The 24,020-nt window shown below is 52.6% G+C and carries 17 protein-coding genes and 1 tRNA gene; 9 read left to right on the top strand and 9 right to left on the bottom strand.

Features of this window, described 5'->3' with window-relative positions:
• The first annotated feature begins 10 nt into the window (after nt 1–10).
• Nucleotides 11–1,795, top strand: coding sequence for an ABC transporter transmembrane domain-containing protein (locus QWF21_RS06095; RefSeq protein ID WP_330087156.1), 1,785 nt, complete (start codon nt 11–13; stop codon nt 1,793–1,795).
• Here the strand turns inward: QWF21_RS06095 and QWF21_RS06090 are convergent.
• Both QWF21_RS06090 and QWF21_RS06085 read right to left on the bottom strand, forming a co-directional pair.
• Nucleotides 1,792–1,965, bottom strand: a complete 174-nt coding sequence (locus QWF21_RS06090) for a DUF6435 family protein (protein WP_330087155.1) — start codon at nt 1,963–1,965, stop codon at nt 1,792–1,794. The two genes, QWF21_RS06095 and QWF21_RS06090, sit on opposite strands and share 4 nt — an antisense overlap.
• Nucleotides 1,966–2,068: 103 nt before the next feature.
• Nucleotides 2,069–4,768 (bottom strand): cation-transporting P-type ATPase, encoded by a 2,700-nt coding sequence (locus tag QWF21_RS06085; protein WP_330087154.1) that lies wholly within the window; start codon nt 4,766–4,768, stop codon nt 2,069–2,071.
• Between the two features lie 293 nt (nt 4,769–5,061).
• Between QWF21_RS06085 and QWF21_RS06080 the strand changes: the two genes are divergently transcribed.
• The 6 genes from QWF21_RS06080 (at nt 5,062) to QWF21_RS06055 (ending at nt 14,041) form a co-directional block, all read left to right on the top strand.
• Entirely contained in the window at nt 5,062–7,743 is a 2,682-nt protein-coding gene (locus tag QWF21_RS06080) for a TonB-dependent receptor (RefSeq protein WP_330087153.1), read from the top strand.
• 245 nt (nt 7,744–7,988) lie between these two features.
• The gene (locus QWF21_RS06075) at nt 7,989–10,538 is read left to right on the top strand and encodes a glycoside hydrolase family 3 protein (protein ID WP_330087152.1); all 2,550 of its coding nucleotides are present in this window, start codon (nt 7,989–7,991) and stop codon (nt 10,536–10,538) included.
• 45 nt (nt 10,539–10,583) lie between these two features.
• Nucleotides 10,584–11,675, top strand: a complete 1,092-nt coding sequence (locus QWF21_RS06070; RefSeq protein ID WP_330087151.1) for a sensor histidine kinase — start codon at nt 10,584–10,586, stop codon at nt 11,673–11,675.
• Nucleotides 11,672–12,463 carry a LytR/AlgR family response regulator transcription factor gene (locus QWF21_RS06065; protein WP_330087150.1) on the top strand — a complete coding sequence of 264 codons (792 nt, stop codon included), beginning with the start codon at nt 11,672–11,674 and terminating at the stop codon, nt 12,461–12,463. The genes QWF21_RS06070 and QWF21_RS06065 overlap by 4 nt, the downstream gene beginning before the upstream one ends.
• A 191-nt stretch (nt 12,464–12,654) precedes the next feature.
• Entirely contained in the window at nt 12,655–13,356 is a 702-nt protein-coding gene (locus tag QWF21_RS06060; protein ID WP_330087149.1) for a PEP-CTERM sorting domain-containing protein, read from the top strand.
• Between the two features lie 154 nt (nt 13,357–13,510).
• Entirely contained in the window at nt 13,511–14,041 is a 531-nt protein-coding gene (locus tag QWF21_RS06055) for a hypothetical protein (RefSeq protein WP_330087148.1), read from the top strand.
• A 271-nt stretch (nt 14,042–14,312) separates the two neighbouring features.
• On the opposite strand, the gene QWF21_RS06050 is transcribed toward QWF21_RS06055, so the two are convergent.
• Nucleotides 14,313–14,389 (bottom strand) — tRNA-Val (locus QWF21_RS06050).
• A 235-nt stretch (nt 14,390–14,624) separates the two neighbouring features.
• Here QWF21_RS06050 and QWF21_RS06045 point away from each other — a divergent pair.
• Nucleotides 14,625–17,447 carry a S9 family peptidase gene (locus tag QWF21_RS06045; RefSeq protein WP_330087147.1) on the top strand — a complete coding sequence of 941 codons (2,823 nt, stop codon included), beginning with the start codon at nt 14,625–14,627 and terminating at the stop codon, nt 17,445–17,447.
• A gap of 56 nt (nt 17,448–17,503) precedes the next feature.
• Here the strand turns inward: QWF21_RS06045 and QWF21_RS06040 are convergent, their stop codons facing one another.
• From QWF21_RS06040 to QWF21_RS06030, 3 genes are all read right to left on the bottom strand, one after another.
• Nucleotides 17,504–18,718: an FIST N-terminal domain-containing protein gene (locus tag QWF21_RS06040; protein ID WP_330087146.1), complete on the bottom strand. Its 1,215-nt coding sequence runs from the start codon at nt 18,716–18,718 to the stop codon at nt 17,504–17,506.
• An 88-nt stretch (nt 18,719–18,806) separates the two neighbouring features.
• The gene (locus QWF21_RS06035; RefSeq protein ID WP_330087145.1) at nt 18,807–19,820 is read right to left on the bottom strand and encodes a DUF3080 family protein; all 1,014 of its coding nucleotides are present in this window, start codon (nt 19,818–19,820) and stop codon (nt 18,807–18,809) included.
• Entirely contained in the window at nt 19,753–21,168 is a 1,416-nt protein-coding gene (locus QWF21_RS06030) for an MATE family efflux transporter (RefSeq protein ID WP_330087197.1), read from the bottom strand. Before QWF21_RS06030 ends, QWF21_RS06035 begins: the two co-directional genes overlap by 68 nt.
• A 59-nt stretch (nt 21,169–21,227) precedes the next feature.
• Between QWF21_RS06030 and QWF21_RS06025 the strand changes: the two genes are divergently transcribed.
• Nucleotides 21,228–21,848, top strand: coding sequence for a riboflavin synthase subunit alpha (locus QWF21_RS06025; RefSeq protein WP_330087144.1), 621 nt, complete (start codon nt 21,228–21,230; stop codon nt 21,846–21,848).
• On the opposite strand, the gene QWF21_RS06020 is transcribed toward QWF21_RS06025, so the two are convergent.
• The 3 genes from QWF21_RS06020 to QWF21_RS06010 all read right to left on the bottom strand — a co-directional run bounded on the left by QWF21_RS06020 (nt 21,845) and on the right by QWF21_RS06010 (nt 23,754).
• On the bottom strand, nt 21,845–22,045 hold the full coding sequence (locus QWF21_RS06020) for a CPXCG motif-containing cysteine-rich protein (protein ID WP_091340082.1): 201 nt from the start codon (nt 22,043–22,045) through the stop codon (nt 21,845–21,847). The genes QWF21_RS06025 and QWF21_RS06020 overlap by 4 nt on opposite strands.
• A gap of 24 nt (nt 22,046–22,069) precedes the next feature.
• On the bottom strand, nt 22,070–22,822 hold the full coding sequence (locus QWF21_RS06015; protein ID WP_330087143.1) for a pteridine reductase: 753 nt from the start codon (nt 22,820–22,822) through the stop codon (nt 22,070–22,072).
• 71 nt (nt 22,823–22,893) lie between these two features.
• Nucleotides 22,894–23,754 carry a fructosamine kinase family protein gene (locus tag QWF21_RS06010; protein ID WP_330087142.1) on the bottom strand — a complete coding sequence of 287 codons (861 nt, stop codon included), beginning with the start codon at nt 23,752–23,754 and terminating at the stop codon, nt 22,894–22,896.
• Nucleotides 23,755–24,020: the final 266 nt, after the last annotated feature.

Genomic DNA, 24,020 nt, shown 5'->3' with positions numbered 1-24,020 from the left:
AGGACTAACGATGTCTCAATCCTCCACCGCTAACGCCACTGTCTCAAATAAGGCTGTATTGCCCTGGCTGCTGGCTTTTTTAAAGCCCTACCGCTGGCAGGTAGCGGCGGCGGTGTTTTTCCTGTTGGTGGGGTCCTTGGCCTGGCTGGCGCTGGGCCAGGGCGTGCGGCTGCTGGTAGATGAAGGCTTTGTCGCCGGTAATGCCGGGAGGTTGAACCAACTGGTCGGCTGGGTGTTGCTGATCAGCGCCATCAGCGCCAGTGCGGTGTTTTGCCGCTTTTACCTGATGACCTGGCTGGGTGAGCGGGTGAGTGCCGATATCCGCAATCGGGTGTACCGGCATTTACTGAAACTCTCGCCGGCATTTTACAGCGAAACCCGCACCGGCGAAGTGATTTCCCGCTTTACTGCCGATACCACCTTGTTGCAATCGGTGGTGGGCTCCAGCTTGTCGATGGCGCTGCGCTCAGGCGTGACTGCCATCGGTGGTTTACTGATGATGCTACTCACCAGTTTCAAATTGACGGCTCTGGTGTTGTTGGCGGTGCCTTTGGTGCTGGTGCCTATCATTGTATTGGGCCGCAAAGTGCGGCGCTTATCGCGGGCCAGCCAGGATCGGCTGGCTGATATTGGTGCTCATGTTGATGAGAGCCTGCACGAAATTCACACTGTTCAGTCCTATGGTCATGAACGCCTGGATCAGCAGCTGTTCGCCGGCAAAATTGAGCAGGTGATCCAGGCGGCCAAAAAGCGCATTTTTTACCGTGCTTTGTTGATTGGCCTGGTGATGCTGCTGAGCGTCAGTGCCATCACCTTGATTGGCTGGGCAGGGGCGCTGGATGTGTTGCAAGGCCGAATGTCAGCCGGTCAGCTCACAGCGTTTCTGTTTTATGCGGTCTTGGTGGCGGGCGCGACTGCCACCATCAGCGAAGTGATTGGCGAGGTGCAACGTGCAGCCGGTGCGACCGAACGTTTGATTGAATTGTCAGAGGTGCCGGTGCATATTGAGACGGTCGCACAGCCTCAGGCATTGCTACAGCCGGTGCAGGGACGTTTGGAGCTGCAACAACTGAGCTTTTCCTACCCGCAGGCTGGCAGCAGCGCTGCATTGAGCGGACTTGAACTTAGCATAGCGCCAGGTGAGCGCATTGCATTGGTCGGGCCTAGCGGTGCCGGCAAAAGCACTTTGTTTCAGTTGCTACAACGGTTTTATCAGCCGCAACAAGGTCGCATTTTGCTCGATAGCATCGATATTGCCGAGCTGGATCTGGCCAGCTTACGGGCCCAATTTGCCCTGGTACCCCAGGATGCGGTGATTTTTGCCGATTCGGTGCTGGAAAATGTCCGTTATGGCCGGCCAGAGGCAAGCGAAGCCGAAGTGATAGCCGCCTGCAAAGCGGCCAGGGCGGATGCCTTTATCCAGGAATTGCCTGAAGGCTATCACAGTCAATTAGGCGAGCGCGGGGTGCGTTTATCCGGTGGGCAGAAACAACGGCTGGCCATCGCCCGGGCTATTCTGGCGGATCGGCCGGTATTGTTGCTGGATGAGGCAACCAGTGCGCTGGATGCGGTCAGTGAGCATGCGGTGAAAGAAGCGCTGCAGCACCTGATGCAAGGCAAAACCACCCTGATCATTGCGCATCGCTTATCGACGGTGCTGCATGTGGATCGCATCGTGGTGCTGGACAAAGGCCGGGTCATTGCCAGCGGCAGTCACAGTGAGCTGATGGCCAGTTGCCCGCTGTACAAAGAGCTGGCAGAGCTGCAGCTGCTTAATCCCGGTAGTGCAGATTAAGATTGTTGTTGCAACTGCTCAATTTGTTGCCATAAGGCTTCGCTTTCAGCGGTTAAATCGGCAAAGAGCCGCATATCGCCCTTGCGTTGTGCCAACATGGCTTGCTCCAGCTTTTGATCGTAGATTTTACGCAGTTTTTTGATAGGGTCGCGTTTAAATAATCCAAACATCGGCTTTGCTCCTGAGTGTTAAGTCTTTAAGTGCTAAAGTACAGGGTACGGCCTTACGCCGTATCCTGTTCACTTTTATTCACCAGCAGGCATCAAAAGTGCGTCAGCGCCAGAGCCATTTCTTCTCCAGCTCAATCAGCAGCATAATTGCCAGGCCCAAACCGATCGGGAGCAGCCAGTAAGCAAGGGGCAAGGCGCTGGTACCGAACAATTGCTGCATAAAGGGCAGGTAGACGAATGCGAGCTGCAACAGCAGCAGTACCCCCATCGCCAGCCAGGCCACTTTGTTGGCAAACAACAAACCAAACCGTAAGCTGCACTCGGCCAGATAGCGGCTGTTGATCAAATAAAACGCCTGCGCCATCACCAGCGTATTGACCGCCAGGGTCCGGGCTGTGCTGAGATCCACCTCAGCAGCCATGGCCGATAAAAACATCAAAATCGACACCCCACCAATCATCAGCGACACCAGACTGATGCGCCACAAGAACATGCCACTTAAAATAGCCGCTCTGGGATCGCGTGGTGGCCGCTTCATCACGCCCGGCTCGGCCGGCTCAAACGCCAGCGCCAACGCCAGGGTTACCGCCACCACCATATTCACCCAGAGGATCTGCACCGGCGTTAGCGGCAAGGTCAGACCAAACAGCACCGCTGCCAGCATCACCAGACCCTGAGCACCATTGGTGGGTAAAATAAACAGGATGGCTTTACGCAAGTTGTCGTAGATGGTGCGCCCTTCGGCTATCGCTTGGGCGATGGTGCTGAAGTTGTCATCGGCCAGTACGATATCGGCCGCTTCTTTGGTAGCCTCGGTGCCCTTGATGCCCATGGCGATGCCCACATCGGCGCGCTTGAGCGCCGGGGCATCGTTAACGCCATCGCCGGTCATGGCCACCACCTCGCCATTGGCTTGCAGTGCTTTAACCAGCCGAAGCTTGTGCTCCGGACTGGTGCGGGCAAAGATGTTGCTGCGTTTGGCGATGGCTTGAAGTTCTTCATCGCTGGCGGCTTCAATTTCAGCACCTGTGACCACACACAAAGCGCCATCGGCCGAAAGATGCATGACTTTGCCGATGGCTTCGGCGGTGCCGGCATGATCGCCGGTGATCATTTTGACCCGAATACCAGCCTGATGGCACTGGGCGATGGCCTCAATGGCCTCGGGCCTGGGCGGATCGATGATGCCAATCAGACCAATCAGCGTCATCTCTTTTAGCTCATCCAGTCCCAGCTCACTGTGTCCGGTGCTCTTACGGGCGGCAGCCAGCACCCGCAGCCCCTGGCTGCTGAGTGCATCCAATTGCTGTTGCCAGAAGTCGGTATCCAGCGCTTCGGCATCGCCGTTGGCATCGAGCTGGCTTGTGCAACGTTCCAGCAAGCGATCCGGTGCGCCTTTCAGCAAAATCTGCCGGCTGCCATCCGGCCGTTGCTCCAGGCTGGCCATAAACTTGTTCTCGGATTCAAAGGGGATCACCGCCAGCCGCTGGTAGCGTTCACGTTCAAAGCCGGCTTTCTCTGCCAGGCACAGCAAGGCGCCCTCAGTTGGCTCGCCCTGGACGCCCCAGTGTTCATTCTGCTGGGTTAACTGGCTGTCGTTGGCAATCGCGACGACTTCAATCAGGGCGGCCAGTGTTGGCTGTTTAAGCGCAGTTATGCGCTCGCCTTCCAGCTCAAAATCACCTTCCGGCTGATAGCCCAGGCCACTGATCTGGAAGTTTCCGGCGGTAGTGACCACCTGACTGGCGGTCATCTCATTACGGGTTAAAGTACCGGTTTTATCCGAACAAATCACTGTAATGGAACCTAAGGTTTCCACCGCATTTAACCGGCGGGTAATGGCATTACGACGGGCCATTTGCTGCACGCCAAGCGCCAGTGTAATGGTTAAAATGGCCGGTAAGCCTTCAGGGATAGCCGCAACAGCAAAGCCGATCGCCGCTAAAAACAGTTCGCCAATGGCAAAATCATGCAGCAGATAGCCAATCAGTAGCATCAACAGCGCTAAAGCGACAATCACCACCGACAACCACTTGCTAAATTGCGCCATCTGGCGGGTAAGGGGAGTGGCAATGGCCTGCACCGATGAAAGCATGGCGTTGATTTGACCAATTTCTGTATGGGCACCAGTTGCAGTGACCACAGCGGTACCACGCCCGGCGGCGACTAAGGTACCGGAAAACGCCATGCAAAAACGGTCGCCGATACCGGCATCTGCTGCCACAGCCTGAGTGTTTTTTTCGGTGGGTACCGACTCGCCAGTCAGCGCTGACTCTTCAATCCGCAGGTTGTTGGTATCCAGCAGCCGCATATCGGCAGGTACTTTGTCGCCAGAGCGCAGCCGCACTATATCGCCAACTACCAATTGCTCAGCTGCCAGCTGTTGCCAGCTGCCATCGCGCTTTACGGTGGCGTGCAGGGACAACATGTTGCGAATGCCGGCCAGTGCTTTTTCGGCTTTGCCTTCCTGCACAAAGCCGATGCTGGCATTGATCAGCACCACCGCCAGAATCACCCAGGTGTCTAGCCAATGCCCCAGTAGGGCGGTAATTCCTGCCGCGGCCAGTAAAATGTAAATAAGCGTATCGTGAAAATGTTTGAAAAAACGCTGCAAGATGCCTGGTTTAGGGGGCTCCGGTAAGGCGTTAGCCCCATGCTCGCTCAGTCGTTTTTCTGCTTCGGATTGGCTTAATCCCTCTGCTGTGCTCTGTTGGTGATTTAGAACATCGGTGCTCGATAAGGCGTAGGCTGGGGCATGGTCTGAATGTGCGGATAGGGAGGATGAAGGTTTGGCGACGGACATGCACACTCCTGATACATCGGTTAGGGATGGTCCAAGTGTGACGCTTCTGTAGCCAAAGTGCAATGTGCTGGATCAAGCTTCGTGCATATGCTTATCAGCCTTTGGCGAAGTAAGCAGAGCGATAATCGGGTTGTAGTATCTTGGGCTCGCCTTATCGAATCTTGCTGGATTCTCATCAAATAAACCCTCTAGATTAATGATGATAATAATAACGACAGAACATCCAAATCTTGGCCTGCACCACGTCTTTGCCAATACAACAATAATATGACAAGAGCCCGGGGAGGGTAGACATGTACAAGTTAAACGCCATTACACTGGCCATGCTGATGGCCGGTGCGCTGCCGGCCATGGCCGCACAAAGTGCCAGCGACAATGACAATCAACCAGTGGCTGAAAGTGATCGCGCCATTGAGGTAATCTCAGTCACTGCCACCAAGCGCCGTACTGCCTTGATGGAAACGCCAGTGGCCATCACGGTATTGACGCAGGAGCAATTGCGGCAAAGCGGTATTAACAGCATCAAAGACATGGCCGATCTGGTGCCGGGGCTGGATATCTCCATGGCCACCGATCAAGCCGCGCCGGTTATTTCGATGCGCGGGGTACGTTCAACCAATATTACGGAGCTCGGAGATCCGGCAGTCGGCGTACACCTGGATGGCATCTACTCGCCCCGGATGCAGGGTGCTTTGGCGCTGATGTATGATGTCGAGCGGGTTGAAGCCTTGCGTGGGCCTCAGGGCACGCTGTTTGGCCGTAACTCGACGGTGGGCAGCATCAATGTGATTTCTGCCAAGCCTGATTTTTCCGGCACTTTTGGCAACGTCAATCTGGAGGCTGGTCGCTTTAACACACGAAGCGTTGGTGGTTTTGTCAATCTGCCGGTGAATGATGAGTTTGCCATTCGTATTGCGGCTAAAGGCTTAAAGCGCGATTCGTACCTGGAAGGCTACTGGGATCCTAATCAATACGATACCCGTCGTTTAAGCCCGGAGGTGCTGAATGCGCCGGTCATATCAGAAAATTCCTATCAGGGCATTGGCTCTACCGTCACCCAGCGTGAGAACTGGTGGATTGATAGTGCCGGGACGGATCCTGAAGCGCAGCGGGTACGGGCCTTGACTCCCGCCAACAAAAAAGATTTTTACCACAATGCCAATGAGTATTCGTACCGGATCAGTGCTTTGTGGCAACCTAGCCATGGTCGCTTTAGTAACCATACTGTGTTCCAGCAATACAGCAACAACAGTGGTGGCAGCCTGGATTTGGTGAATTGTGAGCAGCTGCGTGGCCGTCCGGACGAGTTTGGTGGTGATTGCAGCTCCTTTTTACCCAGCGACAATACCTATCAGGCGGTGGTTAATGTGCCGGGTGAGTTGAAACTGGACATTACCTATTTGCGCAACAATTTTAATTATGAACTCAACGATGAGCTCAGCCTGGTGTGGCAACTGGGCTACGAGAACATGGATCGTGCTTCAGCGCAGGACAGTGAAGTTGGCCTGGATCCCTGGGACGGTGCCATTTATTTTTTAAAAGGCACCGGGGCTAAATCCTATTCGACCGAATTGCAGTTGCAGTCCAATGAGTTTGGTGATCTGGTGTGGATTGCCGGGGTGAATTATTTCTTCGAAAAAACCAGTACTCTTGGTTACTACGACAACCCGATGGATGATAAGGCATTCTGGGATCAGCCGGATCGCTCTACCAAAGCCTATGCTGCATTCGGCCAGGGCACTTACAAACTCACCAATAATTTGCATGGCACCCTGGGCTATCGCTACAGCAATGAAACCAAACAGGATAAGGGGGGGCGGACCTATCGTTGCTCCAATGCCGATGGCTGTGCGCCTGGCTGGTTTAACCGTACTGAGCTAAGCAACCTGCCGGTTGATTACTTCCACGATAGTTCTTTGTATGGCTCTTATTTTGAAAACGACAACAAAGGCCAGTGGCGCAACCATGATTTTCGCATTGGCCTGGATTACAACCTGAGTCAGGACACCATGTTGTACAGCTATCTGGCGTCTGGTTTTAAAGCCGGTGGTATCGGTGATGTGTTCGAGGTGGTCAATGACCGAACCGGCGAAGTAAACCGGTTTGAAACCCAGTTTGACCCGGAAAAAGTGATCACGCTGGAGTTTGGTGCCAAATCCAGCTTTTTTGACAACTCACTCAACCTGCAAGCGGCGTTTTTCTACACCGATTACAAAGACATGCAGTACGCTTCGGTGGGTTCCATTGGCAATGTGGAGCGTTTGTCACCGGTAGAAGATGAGAATGGTAACCCGATTTTGGGCGGCGATGGTCAGCCAATTCTGGAGTTTCGTAACAGACCTGTGATTGCCTACTTCACTCAAAACGTGCCGGATGCCGTGATCAAAGGCATGGAGCTGGAGTTTGACTGGAAACCCTACCCAAGCGGCCGCTTTACCGGCTATGTCACTTGGACGCATGCCCGCGTTACCAAAGACTGGATCACCAAGTGGGACTATGATCCGGAGTACCTGTTTGATCTGTCGTATGAAGATTCGATCGATCCGGAAAATACCCTGCTAACCACCAACCTTAAAGGCAACGATCTGGCGATGACACCACGTTTCAGTGCCAATATCAGCTATACCCATAGTCTGGAATTGGGGCGTTATGGCTATCTACATGGCTGGTTTAACTGGAACTGGAAAGCATCGTCCTACACCACCATCTGGAATCTGGACAAACACCTGGATGATATGGATTTTGCCGTATCGGATGAGGCTGCACTTTATATCAGTGACAAACGGGGTGCATACAGCATGCTGAATGCTGCTCTGAAGTACGAGCCACAAAGTCAGCTATGGTATGCCGAGGTCTTTGTCAGCAATGCCAGCAACCAACAGGTGCAGTACTGGAATAATACCGGCAAAGGCATTCCGAAAGGCAGCTTTGGCATGCCGCGTCATTATGGGATCCGGGCTGGTTTTAACTTCTAAGCAAGCCAACTTACCTGCCCGCACGGCTTTGTCAGGCCGGCGGGCAGCAGGTGAGGAATGAACGGTGCAACAGCATTCGCTTGGAGCGTAGCTTCCGCTTGGCCTGGGCTTATTACGACTTTATTGAATACATTCCTCATTAAAAGCACAGTCTGGTGGCTGCTATGCTGTTCTATAGTATCGGATTCAACTGCAAGGATTTTGTTATGTTATCTGTTTCAAAGCGATTTAGACCGAAAGTTTTGATGGTAAAAACTGCACTGTTGGCCGCCGGGGGCTTAGTAGCGGCTGCCGGCTGTTTTGCACAGCCTGACGATAGCGGCAACTGGCCGCGAGTACAGTCGGCCCTGCAAGTCGACCCGGCTATCGAACAAAAAATTGATGGTTTGCTGGCCGATATGACCATCGAGCAGAAAGTTGCCCAGCTGATCCAGCCGGAAATTGGTTATCTGACGGTGGAACAAATGCGTCAGTACGGCTTTGGCTCTTACCTCAATGGCGGCAATACCGCCCCTTATGGTAACAAGCGGGCCGATGTGGCAACCTGGCTGCAGTTGGCCGATGCGATGTATCTGGCATCGATAGACAGCAGCCTGGATGGCAGCAGTATTCCGACCATCTGGGGTACCGATGCCATGCATGGCCACAGCAATGTTTATGGCGCCACCTTATTTCCGCACAATATTGGCCTGGGAGCGGCGCGGGACCCGGAGCTGATCCGCCTGATAGGCGAGGCCACCGCCAAAGAGGTTGCTGTCACCGGCATTGAATGGACCTTTGCGCCAACCGTGGCGGTGGTGCGCGATGATCGCTGGGGCCGTGCCTACGAAAGTTATTCCGAAGATCCGGCCATAGTTGCCGAGTACGCTGGGCCTATGGTCAGCGGTTTGCAGGGGGAGATTGGTGATAACTTTTTGCGCGGCCATTACCGCATGGCGACCGCCAAGCACTTTATCGGCGATGGCGGCACCGAAAATGGCCTGGACCGCGGCGATACCCTGCTGGATGAAACCAGCTTGCGTGAAATCCATGCCGCCGGCTATTACACCGCCATCGCCGCTGGCGTGCAGTCGGTGATGGCCTCTTTTAACAGCTGGAATGGCAAGCGGGTGCATGGTGATCAGTACCTGCTGACCGAGGTGCTGAAAAACCAGATGGGTTTTGATGGCTTTGTGATCAGCGACTGGAATGCCCATATGTTTGTCGATGGCTGCGATCTGGAGCAATGCGCGGCGGCCTTTAATGCTGGTGTCGACGTAATGATGGTGCCGGAGCATTTCGAAGCTTTCTACCACAACACAGTACAGCAGGTAAAAGATGGCCGGATCCCGCTTGAGCGCATTGATGATGCGGTGCGCCGTTTTTTACGGGCTAAAATCCGCTGGGGGCTATTTCAGCGCGGTAAACCATCCAGCCGGCCTGAGTCGTCTCAAACTCAGTGGTTTAATGCGCCGGAGCATCGGGAGCTGGCACGGCGGGCCGTGCGCCAGTCGCTGGTACTGCTAAAAAATAATCAGCAACTGCTGCCATTGGCGCCAAACAGCCGGGTGTTGATTGCCGGGGATGGCGCCGACAACATAGCCAAGCAAGCCGGTGGCTGGAGCGTGTCCTGGCAGGGTACCGACAACACCAATGCCGATTTCCCCAATGCGACTTCCATCTATCAGGGGCTACGCCAGCAGATCATTGCAGCGGGTGGCAGCGCTGAGCTTAGTGTTGATGGGCATTTTGAAGAAAAGCCCGATGTTGCCATTGTGGTGATTGGCGAAGAGCCTTACGCCGAGTGGTATGGCGATATTCAGCGGTTGGAGTACCAGTACGGCAATAAGCAAGACTTAGCATTGTTGCATCGGTTGCAAGCCCAGGGGATCCCTGTGGTGACGGTCTTTTTGACTGGCCGGCCGCTCTGGGTCAATAAAGAGCTGAATGCATCCGATGCCTTTGTTGCCGCCTGGTTGCCAGGCTCGGAAGGTCAGGGCATTGCCGATGTACTGCTGCGTGATGCGAAGGGCAACATCCAGTACGATTTTAGCGGCACCCTCAGCTTTTCCTGGCCGAAATACGACGACCAGTTCTTGCTGAATGTGCACGATGACGACTACCAGCCACTGTTCGCGTACGGCTATGGCCTGACGTATGCCGATGCGGTGGAGCTTGAGCCTTTGCACGAAAAGACCAGCCCTGCGCCAGAGCCTGAAACGGGAACAGGTGTAGCACTGTTTGTCCGCAACCTGGCCGATGGCCTGCGCTGGCAATTGAACGATGGCAGAGCCGATAAAGTGGCCACCACGGCTTCCTCAGCCGTCAGTGCCGACGGCCGCAGTCTCTCGATGCAGTCGGTCAATCTGGCTTATCAGGAAGATGGCCGCAAGTTTGTCTGGAATAACCAGCAGCAACCAGCCGTGGCCAGCTTGCAGTACAGCATGCCACAGCCATTTAGTGTGTTGCAGACGTCAGGCGAGGCAGACAGCGCTCAATGGCTGCAAATGAGCATCCGGCTGGATCAAGCGCCGACTGCTGCTGTGCAACTGGAGCTGTTGTGTCAGCAGCAGGATTGCGCCCGCTCCGAGTCCTTGTTGCCACTGCTGGCTGGTCTTGAGCGTGGGCAATGGGTTAGGATGGCATGGCCGCTTTATTGCGATGCAGCAGCTTCAGGTTCGGCAGCATCGCAAGCACCGGACAAAGTAGAAGATCTGCTGCGCATTCGGGCTGGTGGAACCTTTAGCCTGGCCATCGCCGAGGTCGCTCTGGTGGAGAGCACGGCAGAAACTGCGCTGTTGCAGGCGTGTAATTAGTAACTAGTGCCCGTCCTGAAAGGCGGGCGAAGGAATACAGCAAGAGTGATAAAACTGGAGTCCAAAGATCAGTTGTTCTGGCTGTGCCAGTGCTGCGGCTGGGCGGCCTATGCGCTTTTAACTGAGTTATTGATAAAAATTCCAGGGCCAGAGCCCTGGAACATTCATCTTGGGCACTTGGTGCTCGATACCAGTTGCGGCTTTTTGATCACCCTGTTGCTGCGCCGGCTGTACGCCACTGCCCGGCGACACCAGGCCCGCCTAAGCATCGCGTTGCATCTGGGCTATTTGATGACCGCCTCTTTGCTGTGGACGCAGTTTAAATGGTTCACCCTGCAAGGGTTTTACGGTAGTTGGTGGCAGCCGATGACCTGGTTCGATTTTGGTACCTGGACCTCGGCCTCCTTGACCATGCTGGCTACCTGGACGGCAGGGTATTATGGCATCAAGATTTATCTGGACAATGTCGAGCAGCGGCACAAAGCAGCAGAAGCCATGCACCTTGCCAAAGAGTCACAGCTAAAAATGCTGCGCTATCAGCTCAATCCTCATTTTATGTTCAACAGCATCAACGCCATTTGCACCCTGATTTTAAAGCAGCACAACAGTCAGGCGGTGGGCATGCTGGAAAAACTGTGCGATTTATTACGCTATAGTTTGTATACTGATCCGCTGGCAAAAATTACTGTGCAAGAAGAAGTCGCCATTTTGCAAACCTATGTTGATATAGAGCAGTGCCGCTTTCAAAGCCATTTGAATGTCCAGATTCACAGCGACACCGCTTGTGAGCAGTTGTTGATCCCATCCTTGTTGCTGCAACCGCTGGTTGAGAATGCACTGAAACATGGCATGAGCCAGCAGAGCAGCATGGAGATTTCGGTGACCTTTGGCTGTGTTGGTGAGCATTTGCAGATTGATATTCGCGACAATGGCAGCGGTTTTGGTGATCCTGGTTCTGAAGTCGGCGGCATTGGCATGAAAAACTGTCAGGAGCGCTTGCAGCTGATTTACCCTGAGCACAGTGAATTTCACTGCGGCAATCAGCCTGAAGGTGGTGCCTGGATCCGTATCCGGCTGCCGCGTGAACAGGCATATCAGCAAAAAGCGACAGCGCGGACGGTAAGAGAATCGCTATGAACACACTGAAAACCCTGTTGGTGGATGACGAACCCAGCGCCATTGAAGGGCTGGCTATTCGGCTTGCGGCTTTTGCTGAGGTTGAGATCATCGGTCAGGCCGGCACGGTGGATCAGGCCCTGACATTCATCAATCAGTGCGCTCCTGACTTGATTTTTCTTGATATTGAAATGCCCGGCAAATCCGGTTTTGAGCTGGTCAGGCAGCTGCAACCAGAGGCCTGTCCGGCCATTGTCTTTGTCACCGCCTTTCATCAGTATGCGGTGCAGGCGTTTGAAGTGCGGGCGCTGGATTACTTGCTTAAACCGGTGAAAACAGAGCGGTTGGCCGAAGCCATCGCCAGGGTCAGCGATAGCCTGTATCGGCCAGCCAGCAAGCAACAACTGCTGGCCGCGGTGGATCAGTTGCAGCAAAGGGAGCAACAAATAACGCCTGGGACAGAGCCAGACTATTCCATTCACCAGGACAAGCTGGTGATCCAGGATGGCCATCAGCCGGTGCAGTTGATACCTTATACTGATATTTTGTGGATAGATGCTGCAGGCGATTACATGTGTGTACACACTCAAAACGATACTTTTGTGATGCGTGCTCGAATGAAAGGCTTGATCAAAGAAACCCTGCCAGCCTGTTTTTTAAGGATCCATAAATCCACTATCGTTAATCTTAAGCACATTACTCGCTTAGAACCGCTTAACAACTCTGAATATCATGCCATCCTAAGCAACCAAAAGACGCTGAAAGTCAGCCGAACTTTCAGCCGTGAACTCAAAGTTCGGTTAACATAATAGCAGCATAAATTAGCGTTGCATCATGTTGTGTGATTCTTGTACAATAGCCCTTGTTTGCAAAAGCGTTTCCGGCAATGCAAACCTATTTTGCAGTGTTGTTTGTAGTTCTGCTATCAGGACCCACCGCATTGCTGTACAGCCCTTCCGTTCAGGTTTGGGTTTTCACCATCTGACAAGGAGAGATCCAGATGAAATTTCGCTTTTGCTTCACCGCCGCCGCTGTTTTGGCTGCATCCATGGTTAGCCAACAGGCCAGTGCAAGTCTGATTGTTGAAGCTAATTATGCGGACATGAATGGCCAGTCTGTGCAATTGAGGCATAAAGGGGCTAACTCAACCGTCGATGCTGGCTTGATGCAGTTTAATTTGCGCGCTGACACTGATCTTTCGGCGCTACCCTTTGATGTGAATGGTATGTCGGTTGATGCTTTTTGCGTTGAGTTTACACAAGGTGTCCGGTCCGGCTGGCATAGCTATAATCTGGTAGAAACTTCTCAGGTGTTTTCAGCGACTCAATCTCAAGCCATTGAGCGTTTATACACTGCCTATCATCCGGTAGTGGGTGATGCAACCAGCAATGCTGCATTTCAGTTGGCATTGTGGGAAATTGTGCACGAAACATCGGCTAACTGGAATCTTCGTACCGGTGATTTCAGAGTACGGACCGGTGGCGTAGTGCGCGATTTAGCCACGAATTGGTTAGCCAGCCTGGATAGCATTGAAAGTCAGTTTAGCCTGTATGTGCTGACCAATCCTTTGTCCCAGAATCAACTGGTGTTTTCGGGCGTGCCTTTAAATACACCAGATCCAGTGACGTCTGTACCAGTGCCAGCAACTCTGGGGTTATTCGGCTTGGGCGCTTTAATGTTATTCCGTCGTCGCAAAGCCTGATTCTTCTACCAAACAGAGACTTTGAGTGGTCTCTGTTTGGTGAGATCTGCTTTTGGTTGCAGCTAAAACGACAGTTACCCATCTATGTAACTTTTCACCCCGTACCAACCAGTCACCATAAACGCCTGAAAAAAATCACACTGGTACATAAATAATGGCAAAATCGTCAAATAATTCATCGACAAAAAAGCTCTCTGGCAGGTCGCTAGCCCAGGCAATTAAAGCCCAAATGGGCTCAGAATACCATGGTGTTTTTCCTCCGTACTTTGCGATTGCGGCCATGGCATTCCTGGCTGCCATGGCATCCAGCTTTCTCATACTATTAATTTGTGGCATGGTGTGGTTTGGCGAGTCTCAACTCATGATGCTTGCCATGACGGCTGTATTGTTTGTGGTGATGTCACTGATGCTGAAACCGATTCAAGGACAGGCATCGCTAACAAGCATCACCTGGTTACAAGGTTATGCCGTTGTGTGTACCACTGCCGGACTGATTTGGGCGGCCGTTAGCTATTTTCTTTTGCATTCGCAGCTATTTACAGTGCTTGCACTACTGGCGAGTCTGGCAGGCCTGGTCGCTACGCTATTATTCAAGACCAGAGGTTTCAAAGAGTTGGTGCGATATCAGATAAAGGTTCGTCGTATTATGCTTGACTGCACAGCAAGAAATGAAAAACAGCTTTGAGTGGCCTGTTGTGATGTTTGTATCAGCAAGACAGTTTTAACCCCAACCAACGCAAGTGGTCAAATGCCTGGGCAAACGTGATGTCAGACAGTGACTTTGCCCACCATTGCTTTGGCAAATGATGGCGCTGCTAACGGGGCCTGAAAGGGAACAGGCGGCTAAAAGTAGGGCGCAGGTTTATACAGTACCAGCACTGTATTTGCCATTTTTGTCAGTTCAAAACCGCAAACAAAAACAGCACCGATTAAGGTGCTGTTTTTGTTTAGGAATTTGGTGCGTCCTAGTGGATTCGAACCACCGACCCCCACCATGTCAAGGTGGTGCTCTAACCAACTGAGCTAAGGACGCAGAGTGTTGTCGCTGACAACGGCCGCTATCTTAGTGGGCGGTCGGTAGCTTGGCAAGTGTTTTTTTAACAGACTGAACTGTTTGGCGGATTTTTGCCCGTGTCACCTTGGGGATTGTGAGGTTGGCAGCGCATCACTGCTGTTTATCCCGTGCTTTTGCTGCTTGATGGGGTTTTTCTGCCGGGTGGTTTTGGCCTGTGGTAAGGTTGAATCATGACTATTTATAAGAAAACATCATGAAAAAACACTTGCAACCTGGGCGTCGTTTGGCGCTTTGTTTGGCCCTGGCATTGGGTACCTTTGCCTGCAGCCAGTTACCAACCAGCGTAACGCCAGCACCCACTGCTGTGGTGATCCCATCCAGCGCTGTGGTGACCGATGCGCTTAAGCCGCTTAGCTTATGCGATATCATGCAGTTTCGTGAAATCAAACAGCGTAGCGTCAGCACCAATCAGCAGGCGATGGTCTATACCGCAGAACCGGACTATGGCGACAGTACCGGCTATCTGGTGAATGTGCTGACCGGGCAGCAATTTTCAGTGCCCTATGCCGATCGTGGTCAGTTGAATGCCGATGGCAGTTTTGCTTTGTTTCGTCAGCGCTCGCCCTTGCTGCTGCGCGAGCAAGCCACCGACAAAGCCGCCCGTGATGCCTTGGCGCATGATGCGGTGTTGCTAAATGCTGTGACTGGCGAGCAGCAGCTGTTTACCGCTATCGACCGCTTTGCCTTTACCGGCGATGGCCACCAGGCGCTGCTGCTGGCCCGTAAAGCCGACAGCAAAGACAAAACGCAGCTGCTTAGCGCGCTGCAGCTGACCAACACGGGCCGGATGGAGCAAGGCAAGACGGTTGAGCTGGGTCAGGTCAGCGAATTTGCGGTGGCTGAGCAGGGCACTCTGGTCGCCTATGTGCTGGAATTTACCGATAAAGACGATGACAGTCTGCAACTACAGCAAGTGATGTTGTGGGACGCGGCATTTGACCGCCGGTTTGAACTGACACCACCTTCTGCCGCCCGGTACCAACAGCTGACCTTTAGTGCGGATGGCAGCCAACTGGTGTTTTTTGCTGGTGACCGTGCTGAAAAAAATCAGCAAGTCGCGCAGCAGCTTTGGCATTGGCCGTCGGAGCAAAACCAAGCCGCCCCGCATGAACTAAAGCATGAAGGCTGGCAGCTCAGTGCACAGCAGGTACCGCGTTTTTCCGAGGATGGCAAGCGGGTTTTTGTCGGCTTTCGACCCGAGCCAGCCTCAGCAACGCAAGATATTGAACCGCCGCAAAGCGAAGCCGAGCTCTTTGATACGGAACGTTTGCTAAGTGACCGTCGCCTGCAGGTCTGGCATGGCCAGGACGATCGCATTAATTCGCAGCAAAAAGCCGAGCACCAGCAAGCACAGCGGCGCACGGCACCTGCGGTATTCTGGTTGCAAGACGAGCAGTTGGTGATGCTGGGAGAGGATGTGGAAGACCGGCTCTATGAGAGCGAGCACAGTGAAGCGGCACTGGTCAGCAATGGCCGGCCTTATCTGCAGGACATGACCTGGGATGGCCGCTTTCATGATGTCTGGCACGTCAATTTACGCACCGGAGCGCGCCAGCAGGTGTTCGCCCGTAATCGTACTGTTGAACGGGCCCATTTATCACCGACGGGCCGTTATGCGGCCTATCAGCAAGGAGGCAACTGGCAGTTGTTTGACAGCCAAACCGGTGAGCGGCGCACTCTGGGCATCGATGCAGGTGTTTCCTGGCTCGATGAAACCCACGATCGGCCAGAGCCTGCGGCCAGTTATGGCGTAGCCGGCTGGTTGGCCGATGAAACGGCCGTGTTTGTATATGATCGGTTTGATATCTGGCAGTTGTCGCTTGATGGCAGCAGTACCAATCTGACCGCAATCGGCCGGGAGAACCGGCAGCGCTTTCGGGTTGAGCGCACCGATCCGAAAGCCTTTGCGATAGCACCTGATGCCGGGCTGCTGCTAAACCGCTTTGATGAAGAAGATAAAAGCTATGGTTTTTATCAGTTAAGTCTGAGCAATCAACACCTGCAGCAACTGCTGGCGGATAATAAACGCTTTGACCTGGTAGAGGCGCTGCCTGAGCTGGGTGGCTACTTGTTCACCGAGCAAAGCTTTCGGCAGTTCCCTAATATCTGGTTTGCCACTGCTGATTTTTCCAAGCGGCAGCAACTGACCGATCTCAACCCACAAAAAGCCCAGTTTGTTTGGGGCGACAGCCATCTGATTGACTGGTTTACTGAGGATGGTGAGCGTTTGCAGGGTGTGGTGATCACGCCGGATGGCTTTGATGCCAATCGTCGCTACCCGGTGCTGGTGTATTACTACGAGCAGTTTTCTCAGCGGCTGCATCACTTTAATCAGATGAAAGTCAATCACCGGCCGAATTTCCCGTTTTATCTGGGGCAGGATTATGTGGTGTTTTTACCGGATGTACGCTTTCGCGAAGGCGCGCCCGGGCCAAGTGCTACGGAGTCCTTGCTGCCGGGCATTGATCGCTTAATTGAACTTGGCATTGCTGATCCCAATGCCATTGGTTTGCATGGTCACAGTTGGTCGGGCTATCAAACGGCTTTTGTGGTGACCGAAACCGACCGTTTTGCTGCTGCTGTAGCCGGCGCTCCGGTATCCAACATGACCAGTGCCTACAGTGGCATCCGCTGGCAAACCGGTTTGGCACGTCTGTTTCAGTACGAAACCGGCCAGAGCCGTTTGGGAGTGTCGATGTTTGAAGATAGGGCGCCGTACATCAAAAATTCGCCGGTGTTCTTTGCCGATCGCATCAACACACCGTTGCTGATCCAATTTGGTGATAAAGATGGCGCTGTACCCTGGGAGCAGGGCATTGAGCTGTATTTAGCGATGCGCCGTTTGCAGAAGGATGTGGTGATGCTGCATTACGAAGGGGAGGGGCATCACTTGCAGCGCTTTGCCAACAAACTGGATTACAGCATCAAGATGCTGGAGTTTTTTAATCATTACCTAAAAGGTGAGCCGGCGCCGGAGTGGTGGCTGCAGGGCATGCCGTATCAGGCGTACGACTAAACTCACTTTGATGACTGAAGTTTTGAAACGGCATGGAAGCCGTTTCAAAACAAACATTAGCCGGGTCGGCAAATAATGGTCAGCACACCGCTCCAGTCCAAACCTCGGGGCTTTCCCAGCACAGGTGCTATCTCTACACCGGAATAAAATCCCAGCAACGGGATCCCTGCTGCGGTTAATTGGCGTTGGATTTCCAGGGTTTCTGCCCGCTCATTTGGTTGGCCCAGTTCTATGCGACCGCCACAATTGATGTAAAGCGCAAATAAAGGTTTTTGACCACTTTGTTGTATTTGCCTGAGCAGTGTACTGGTTTTCTCGCCGACCGATGACAACATTGCTGCGGGATCATGGTGCATCAACAGCACTTTATCACCCAGTTGGTAATCATCTTCAAACAGGATCAGGCCATCATTTTCTGGGAGTAAGCCACTGATCAGCCGGTTGATATAATGCGTCTGGCCACTATCTGGATCTGTTATTTTGCGGCCCAGGCAGACGGTATGTACCGGAGAGCTCTGTCGCCACTCGCTGGTACCAAGAGCTTGCTCAATGACCTGTACTGCCGGTTGGTTGTCCAATGCATACAAAAACTGACCATGAATGTTGCTGATGGTGTACTCCGTATCAGCTACCGGGTGGCAGCCATGCAGTACCGTGGTATGACTGTGCAGGGGGCCAGAAAGCAGCAGACCCAATGCTTCTTGCTGGTTTACCCCGAAGCCCGTAAATTGCCAACAGCGTTGAAAGCTGTGGTCGCCCAGTAAGCCGGCGCCAATAATGGTTGAAACGTTTAACTGGCTCTCTGCCAGACCTTGTAGCAGCAGGTTGGATGGGTTTAATACGGCAGGGCATTGCTTAGTCGCTGGATGCTTGATTGAGTCATACAGCAGCAGCAAACAACTGGGATCGGCAATTGAAGACAACTGATTACCCAATGCTATGCCGCTAAGTTTGGCATCTTTAAACAGCGCTTTACTGCTGGCATAGTGACAACGCAGCTGATCGCTGCGAAGTGCTGCAACTAAGACAGCTGGGCCATCTGTTTGTACGAAATCATTGCCAATAATGCCAATGACAGAGCCGCCAATGATAGGGACCTGATCGCCTACTTCTGCTCGTATACCCAGATAGACATCATGTGGATTTAACTGGTGATTACAGAATGCCAGTATCAGCTCGGGGTGTTGCTGGAGCTGACCAGCAAGATTGGCGGCTTCTTGCCCGGCATGCAATGAGCTGGCCTGACAACTATAACCCAATCCTATATTCATTTATTCCCTCAAATTTAGCTACAAAAGGCGTCTTGCCTGCTATGTAATTATTATGGCATGTAGACATCAAAATAAATACGACTATTGGTTAATTTCTTTGGGTTAACCCCGCGGGGCACTCAGCATTAAGTTGCTGCCACCAGCCGATATGTGCCAGGATTTCCTGTTGTAATTGCGCTGCGCTGCCAGCATAGCGCTGCTCCAGGAGCGGCAGCAGCGGGCTGTGCCGATACAATTGTTGCAGCTCGGGCCAAAGTGCTTGCATATGACGTTGGTGTTGGTTGAAGTAAGGCTGCAGCTCTTCAGCAAAAAACTTCAAAAACACTGTGGTGAGGATGCTGAGCTGCTCTGTTGAGCGCTGGTTTGGGCAAAACTGTGTAGGCTCAAGAGCCAGCAGAGCTTCATTCAGACTGCTTAACCAGCCGCTTAAGTAACGCTGGCTGTATTGCAGTACCGCCAGGGTATCGAAACGATGCAACACGCTGAGTGCCGCTTCAATGTCGATAGCGGCGGCCGCTGGCCAGTCTTGCGCTGTGATAGCGTTTTGCAGTTGGTTTAGCTGTCGCAGTGCTGCCTGAGTCTCAAGCAGTGCCTCCTGGCTGGCTATTGGCAACAGCAGAGTTTTGCCATGCAGTTGCTGGCGCAGAGTTTGCTCTGCATGCAGCATATTGAAAAAAGACAGCTCAATGCTGTTTCGTTTGCTGTGCAAAATATCGGTAAGTTGTTGTTGCAGTGAGGCGCTGATGCTGTTCTGTTGCAGGCAGAGCTCTAATTGCTGCAGTAACCGCAGTTCGTAGTTTAGCCGCAGGCTATGGCTTTGCACCCGGCCCAGGCTGGAGTTGCGTTCAGCGATTAATGCGTCCAGCCCGCACTGGCGGCTGGCCCAGGCATCCAGCAGATCCAGCCGCAGATCCGGCAACGGGTGCAGTAAATCACGGGCTGCAGGCAGCGTATCGACTTGCAGAGGCTGCCACCGCTCAGGGGCAATACCAGCCACCCGCTCCAACCGGCTTTGGTAATTGTTTAACTGGCGCTCATTGGCCGGGCTGCATGCCAGCAGGGCCAGACTGATGCTGATCAGTAGGATCCAGCGGTAAGCCATCCCGTTCAAACCTCCGTAATGAATGCTGCAACAACCAGAATAGCAACACAGCTGCCACGGTCAAACCAACGATGATGCCGGTCCAGAAGCCTTTAACGCCCATGGCCGGTACCAGCCAGTCGGTTAATCCCAATACGGCGCCAAGGCCAAAGCCGATCGGCCAGTAGGCGATTAAGGTGATAAAGAGCACCGGCTTGGTGATTTTCATGCCGCGCAAAGCGCAGGCCGACACCACCTGAATGGCATCGGACAACTGATACAAAGCAGCCAACACCATAATGCCTGCCGCCAGCGCTAACACTTCAGCGTCTTTGGTATAAATCTGTGGCACCTGAAAACGCATCAAGTAGGTGAAAGCGGCAATACAGGCTGCTAGCAAAAAAGCAACTATGAGTATGGTACTGATAGCGGTGCGAAGTGCCTGCAGGTTGCGCTCACCGATCAGGTGGCCCACCCGAATGGTTGCGGCCATGCCAAGGCTGAGTGGGATCATAAAGACAATGGCGCTGTAGTTGTGCGCGACTTGATGGCCAGCGACTACCACAGGGCCAAGATGAACGATCATCAGCGGAATGCAGGCAAAGAGGGTCACTTCAAAGAAGATCGACATGGCTATCGGTGTGCCGATACGTATTACCTGCCAGATGGCTTTAAAATCTGGTGTAAGGCGAGCGGGCCAGAAACGGTAGGGAGCGGTACTTCGACTGAACCAGCCATAGACCAGCATGGCAATAAACATCGCCAACAGTACCAGGCTGGTGGCGATACCACAACCGGCACCGCCGTAGGCCGGCATGCCCAACTTGCCGTAAATAAACACATAGTTGGCCGGAATGTTTACTAAAATACCGACAAAGCTGATCCACATGCTGGCTTTGGTGTTACCAATGCCTTCAAACAGGTTGCGCATGACCATGTAGCCGGCGGCCGGGAACAGGCCGTAACTGACAAAGGTCAAGTACAAGCTGGTTTTCTCCCGCAGCTCTGCTTCCATATTCAGCAAGTCCAGCAAGTGATCGGCAAACTGCATCACTACGAATAAACTAGCTGCCAGCGCCAGCCCAAGATACAGGCCTTGCAGGGTATAATGCGTCACTGGCTCGGTCTTTTTGCTGCCAAAATACTGGGCAATAATGGGAGTGAGCGCCAGCAGTAAGCCCTGCAAAGTCAGCATCACCGGTAGCCATAAGCCAGAAGCCACTGCGATTGCCGCCATATCCAGTGCACTGACCCGGCCGGCCATGACGGTATCGACAAAATACATCAGGGTTTGTGTCAGCTGCGCCAGCACAATGGGGCCGGATAATTTAAAAATTGTTCTGGCTTCAAAGCGGGAAAAAGGTAGCATAGTGATCAATGAGTTGCCCTTATCGGAACGGGCGCATACTTTAGCACAACCGAGGGTGTATGTTTACAGGTATTGTTCAGTGTCAGGCCCAAATTGCCGCCATAGCTTCTGCCCCCAATTTTCGCCAGCTAACTCTTGCTGTAGCGTCTGATAAATTGCAGCAGTTAACTTTGGGTGCCAGTATCGCCATCAATGGGGTCTGTTTAACGGTCACCGCCTTTGATGAGGCCGCTGGCAGGGTCACTTTTGATGTGATTGATGAAACCCTGGCAAGAACCAATCTGGGTGCCTTAGCACAGGGAGATTGGGTCAACTTTGAGCGCTCATTAAAGTTTGGCGATGAAATTGGCGGTCATCTGGTGTCTGGTCATATCCAAACCACTACGGAGCTGATCGAGCTTGAGCGCACCAAGCACAACTGCCGTATGCGACTGCGGTTGGAAGCAGAGTATCTACCTTATGTTCTGGCCAAAGGTTTTATTACAGTGGATGGTGCCAGCCTGACGGTAGGAGTGGTGCATGCCGATGGTTTTGAATTGCACTTAATTCCGGAAACGCTCAGCATCACCACACTGGGGCAGCGTCAAGTAGGTGATCGGCTCAATATTGAGCTGGATCAGCAAACCGTCACCATTGTACAAACGGTTGAGCGGGTGATGCAGCAGCGGCAGCAGACTTAGTAGTATTGCTCATCATCGGCATCGACAAACAATTGCACACTGTGGTGCAGATCGTCTTTATGCACGCGTAAATGGATCGGATTGCAGCAATTGCTACAGTCTTCGATGTAATCTTGATCCTCATCGGTCACCTCAAAACTAATGTGCAGATGGTGACCGCAAAAGGGACATTCAATGGTGCGACGTAATACCGACATACCGCCTCCAATTGTAACAGGCTGTTAGGCTTTTTTTGTTCCCCCCAGACTTCTGCCGCCATCGACCGCAATAATTTGTCCGTTCACATAACCTGATTCAATCAAAAACAAGGCGGTATCGGCAATATCGTCCGGAGTGCCGAGTGTCTCCAATGGGATTTGCTGCAGGATCATTTGTTTGTCTGTTTCTGCAATGTCGTTGCTGGGCCAGAGTATGGCGCCAGGTGCTATCCCATTCACTCTTATTGTAGGCGCTAATTCACGTGCCAGCGACTTTGTCAGCATCAAAAGTGCAGCCTTGGCCATGCAGTAGATCGGGTGTTCCAGCAAGGGGCGCTCGGCATGAATATCCACCATATTGATAATGCAGCCGTTTTGCTTTGAAAGCACTGGAGCCAATGCCTGGCTTAAGAAAAACGGTGCCTTGGCATTCGAACCCATCAGTTGATCCCAGTCGTCAAAGCTGGCGCTACCTATGCGGGTAGGATAAAAAGCCGAGGCATTGTTAATCAGGATGTCCAGCCGGCCAAAAGCCTGCTCTGCTTCCCTGGCAATGCGCAGCAAGCTGTTGTTGTCGGTCAGATCCCCTTGCACCAGGCAGGCACTGTCAGGCCGCAGCTGATTCAGACTGGCTGCAAAGTTCTGCGCTTCGCGTTCAGAGCTGTGGTAGTGAATAATGACGTTATAACCATGGCGATGCAGCCGTTCTATCATGGTGCGGCCAAGCCGCTTGGCGCTGCCGGTGATCAGGGCTACCGGGGAAGTTGTTAAGCTCATTGAAACATCACTTTTGCTGGTAAAGGCAGTATTCTATCAGTCGAATCGTATTTTGGATCAATACAAAGTGATTAATAGAACAGGTGCTTTACCATATCCTGGGCTTGCAGCAGGTAACTGCCGCGGAACATATAGGCGTGGTTTAGTACATGGTAGAGGTTGTATAAATGTTTACGCTCACCGTAGTTTTTATCCAACGGGTACTGATTTTGGTAGCTGTGATAAAAGCGCTCGGGGAAACGGCCAAACAACTCGCTAAAGGCAATATCCACTTCCCGGTCACCATAGTAGCTGGCCGGATCAAAGATGACGGCTTCATCAGCCATAAAGCCGACATTACCGCGCCAAAAATCGCCATGCACCAAGCTAGGGAGCGGTTCATAGTGGTGCAGTCGCTGCCGGCACTGCTCGACCAGAAAGTCTATTTTACCAAAGCCAAAGCCTTGCTCTTGCAGCAGTTGTAGCAACCAGCCAAGGCGCTGCTCCGAGAAAAAGCTGCTCCAGCTGCCTTGCCACTTATTGGGCTGACTGGTACGCCCCAGGGAGCTGTCCCAATCAAAGCCATACATGGCCTGGCCACTGTCTTCATGCAGCCTGGCCAGGGCAAGCCCCAAAGTCTCCCAACCCGCATTATGTTCATCTACTAAAGGCAGATATTCCAGTACCAGAAAAGCTTTGTCCAGCGTTTGGCCATAGCAAATCACCCTCGGCACCCGGATGGCGTGACGCTGCTCTATGCAGTGCAGGCTCATAGCTTCCGAGATAAATTGCTCCAATTGTTCTTTTTCGTTCAGTTTGATGAAAAAGTCGTGTTTATCATCCGATATATGGTAAGCCAGATTGATATCACCACCGCTCAGTTGCTGTTTTTTTTCCACTTTAAAGTCGATATCCAGCTCACTGTTAATGTGTTCTGCAATGGCTTGCCACATAATTTTCGCTCCGGCTTGAATTTGGTGTATTGAGTATGGCGCAAAATCAAGAAAATTCACCCATGGCCATGACTTTGTATGGAGCTTAGCGGGTGCAGGTGTTATCATAACGCTGCTGAAAACAAGCGGTATTCCGCGTTGTGTATCAAATGGCTCTTTGTAGGGGTCATCGACTGGTCCGCAAGGCATATCGTCTCAGCTTTACCCGTTGTGTTTCATCTGATACGGGTAAACATTATATTGAATTCATATGTGACCCTTGGTAT

The organism is Alkalimonas mucilaginosa, assembly GCF_036327005.1.
GTDB classification, from domain to species: domain Bacteria; phylum Pseudomonadota; class Gammaproteobacteria; order Enterobacterales; family Alteromonadaceae; genus Alkalimonas; species Alkalimonas mucilaginosa.
This window is presented reverse-complemented; position numbering and strand designations above follow the sequence as displayed.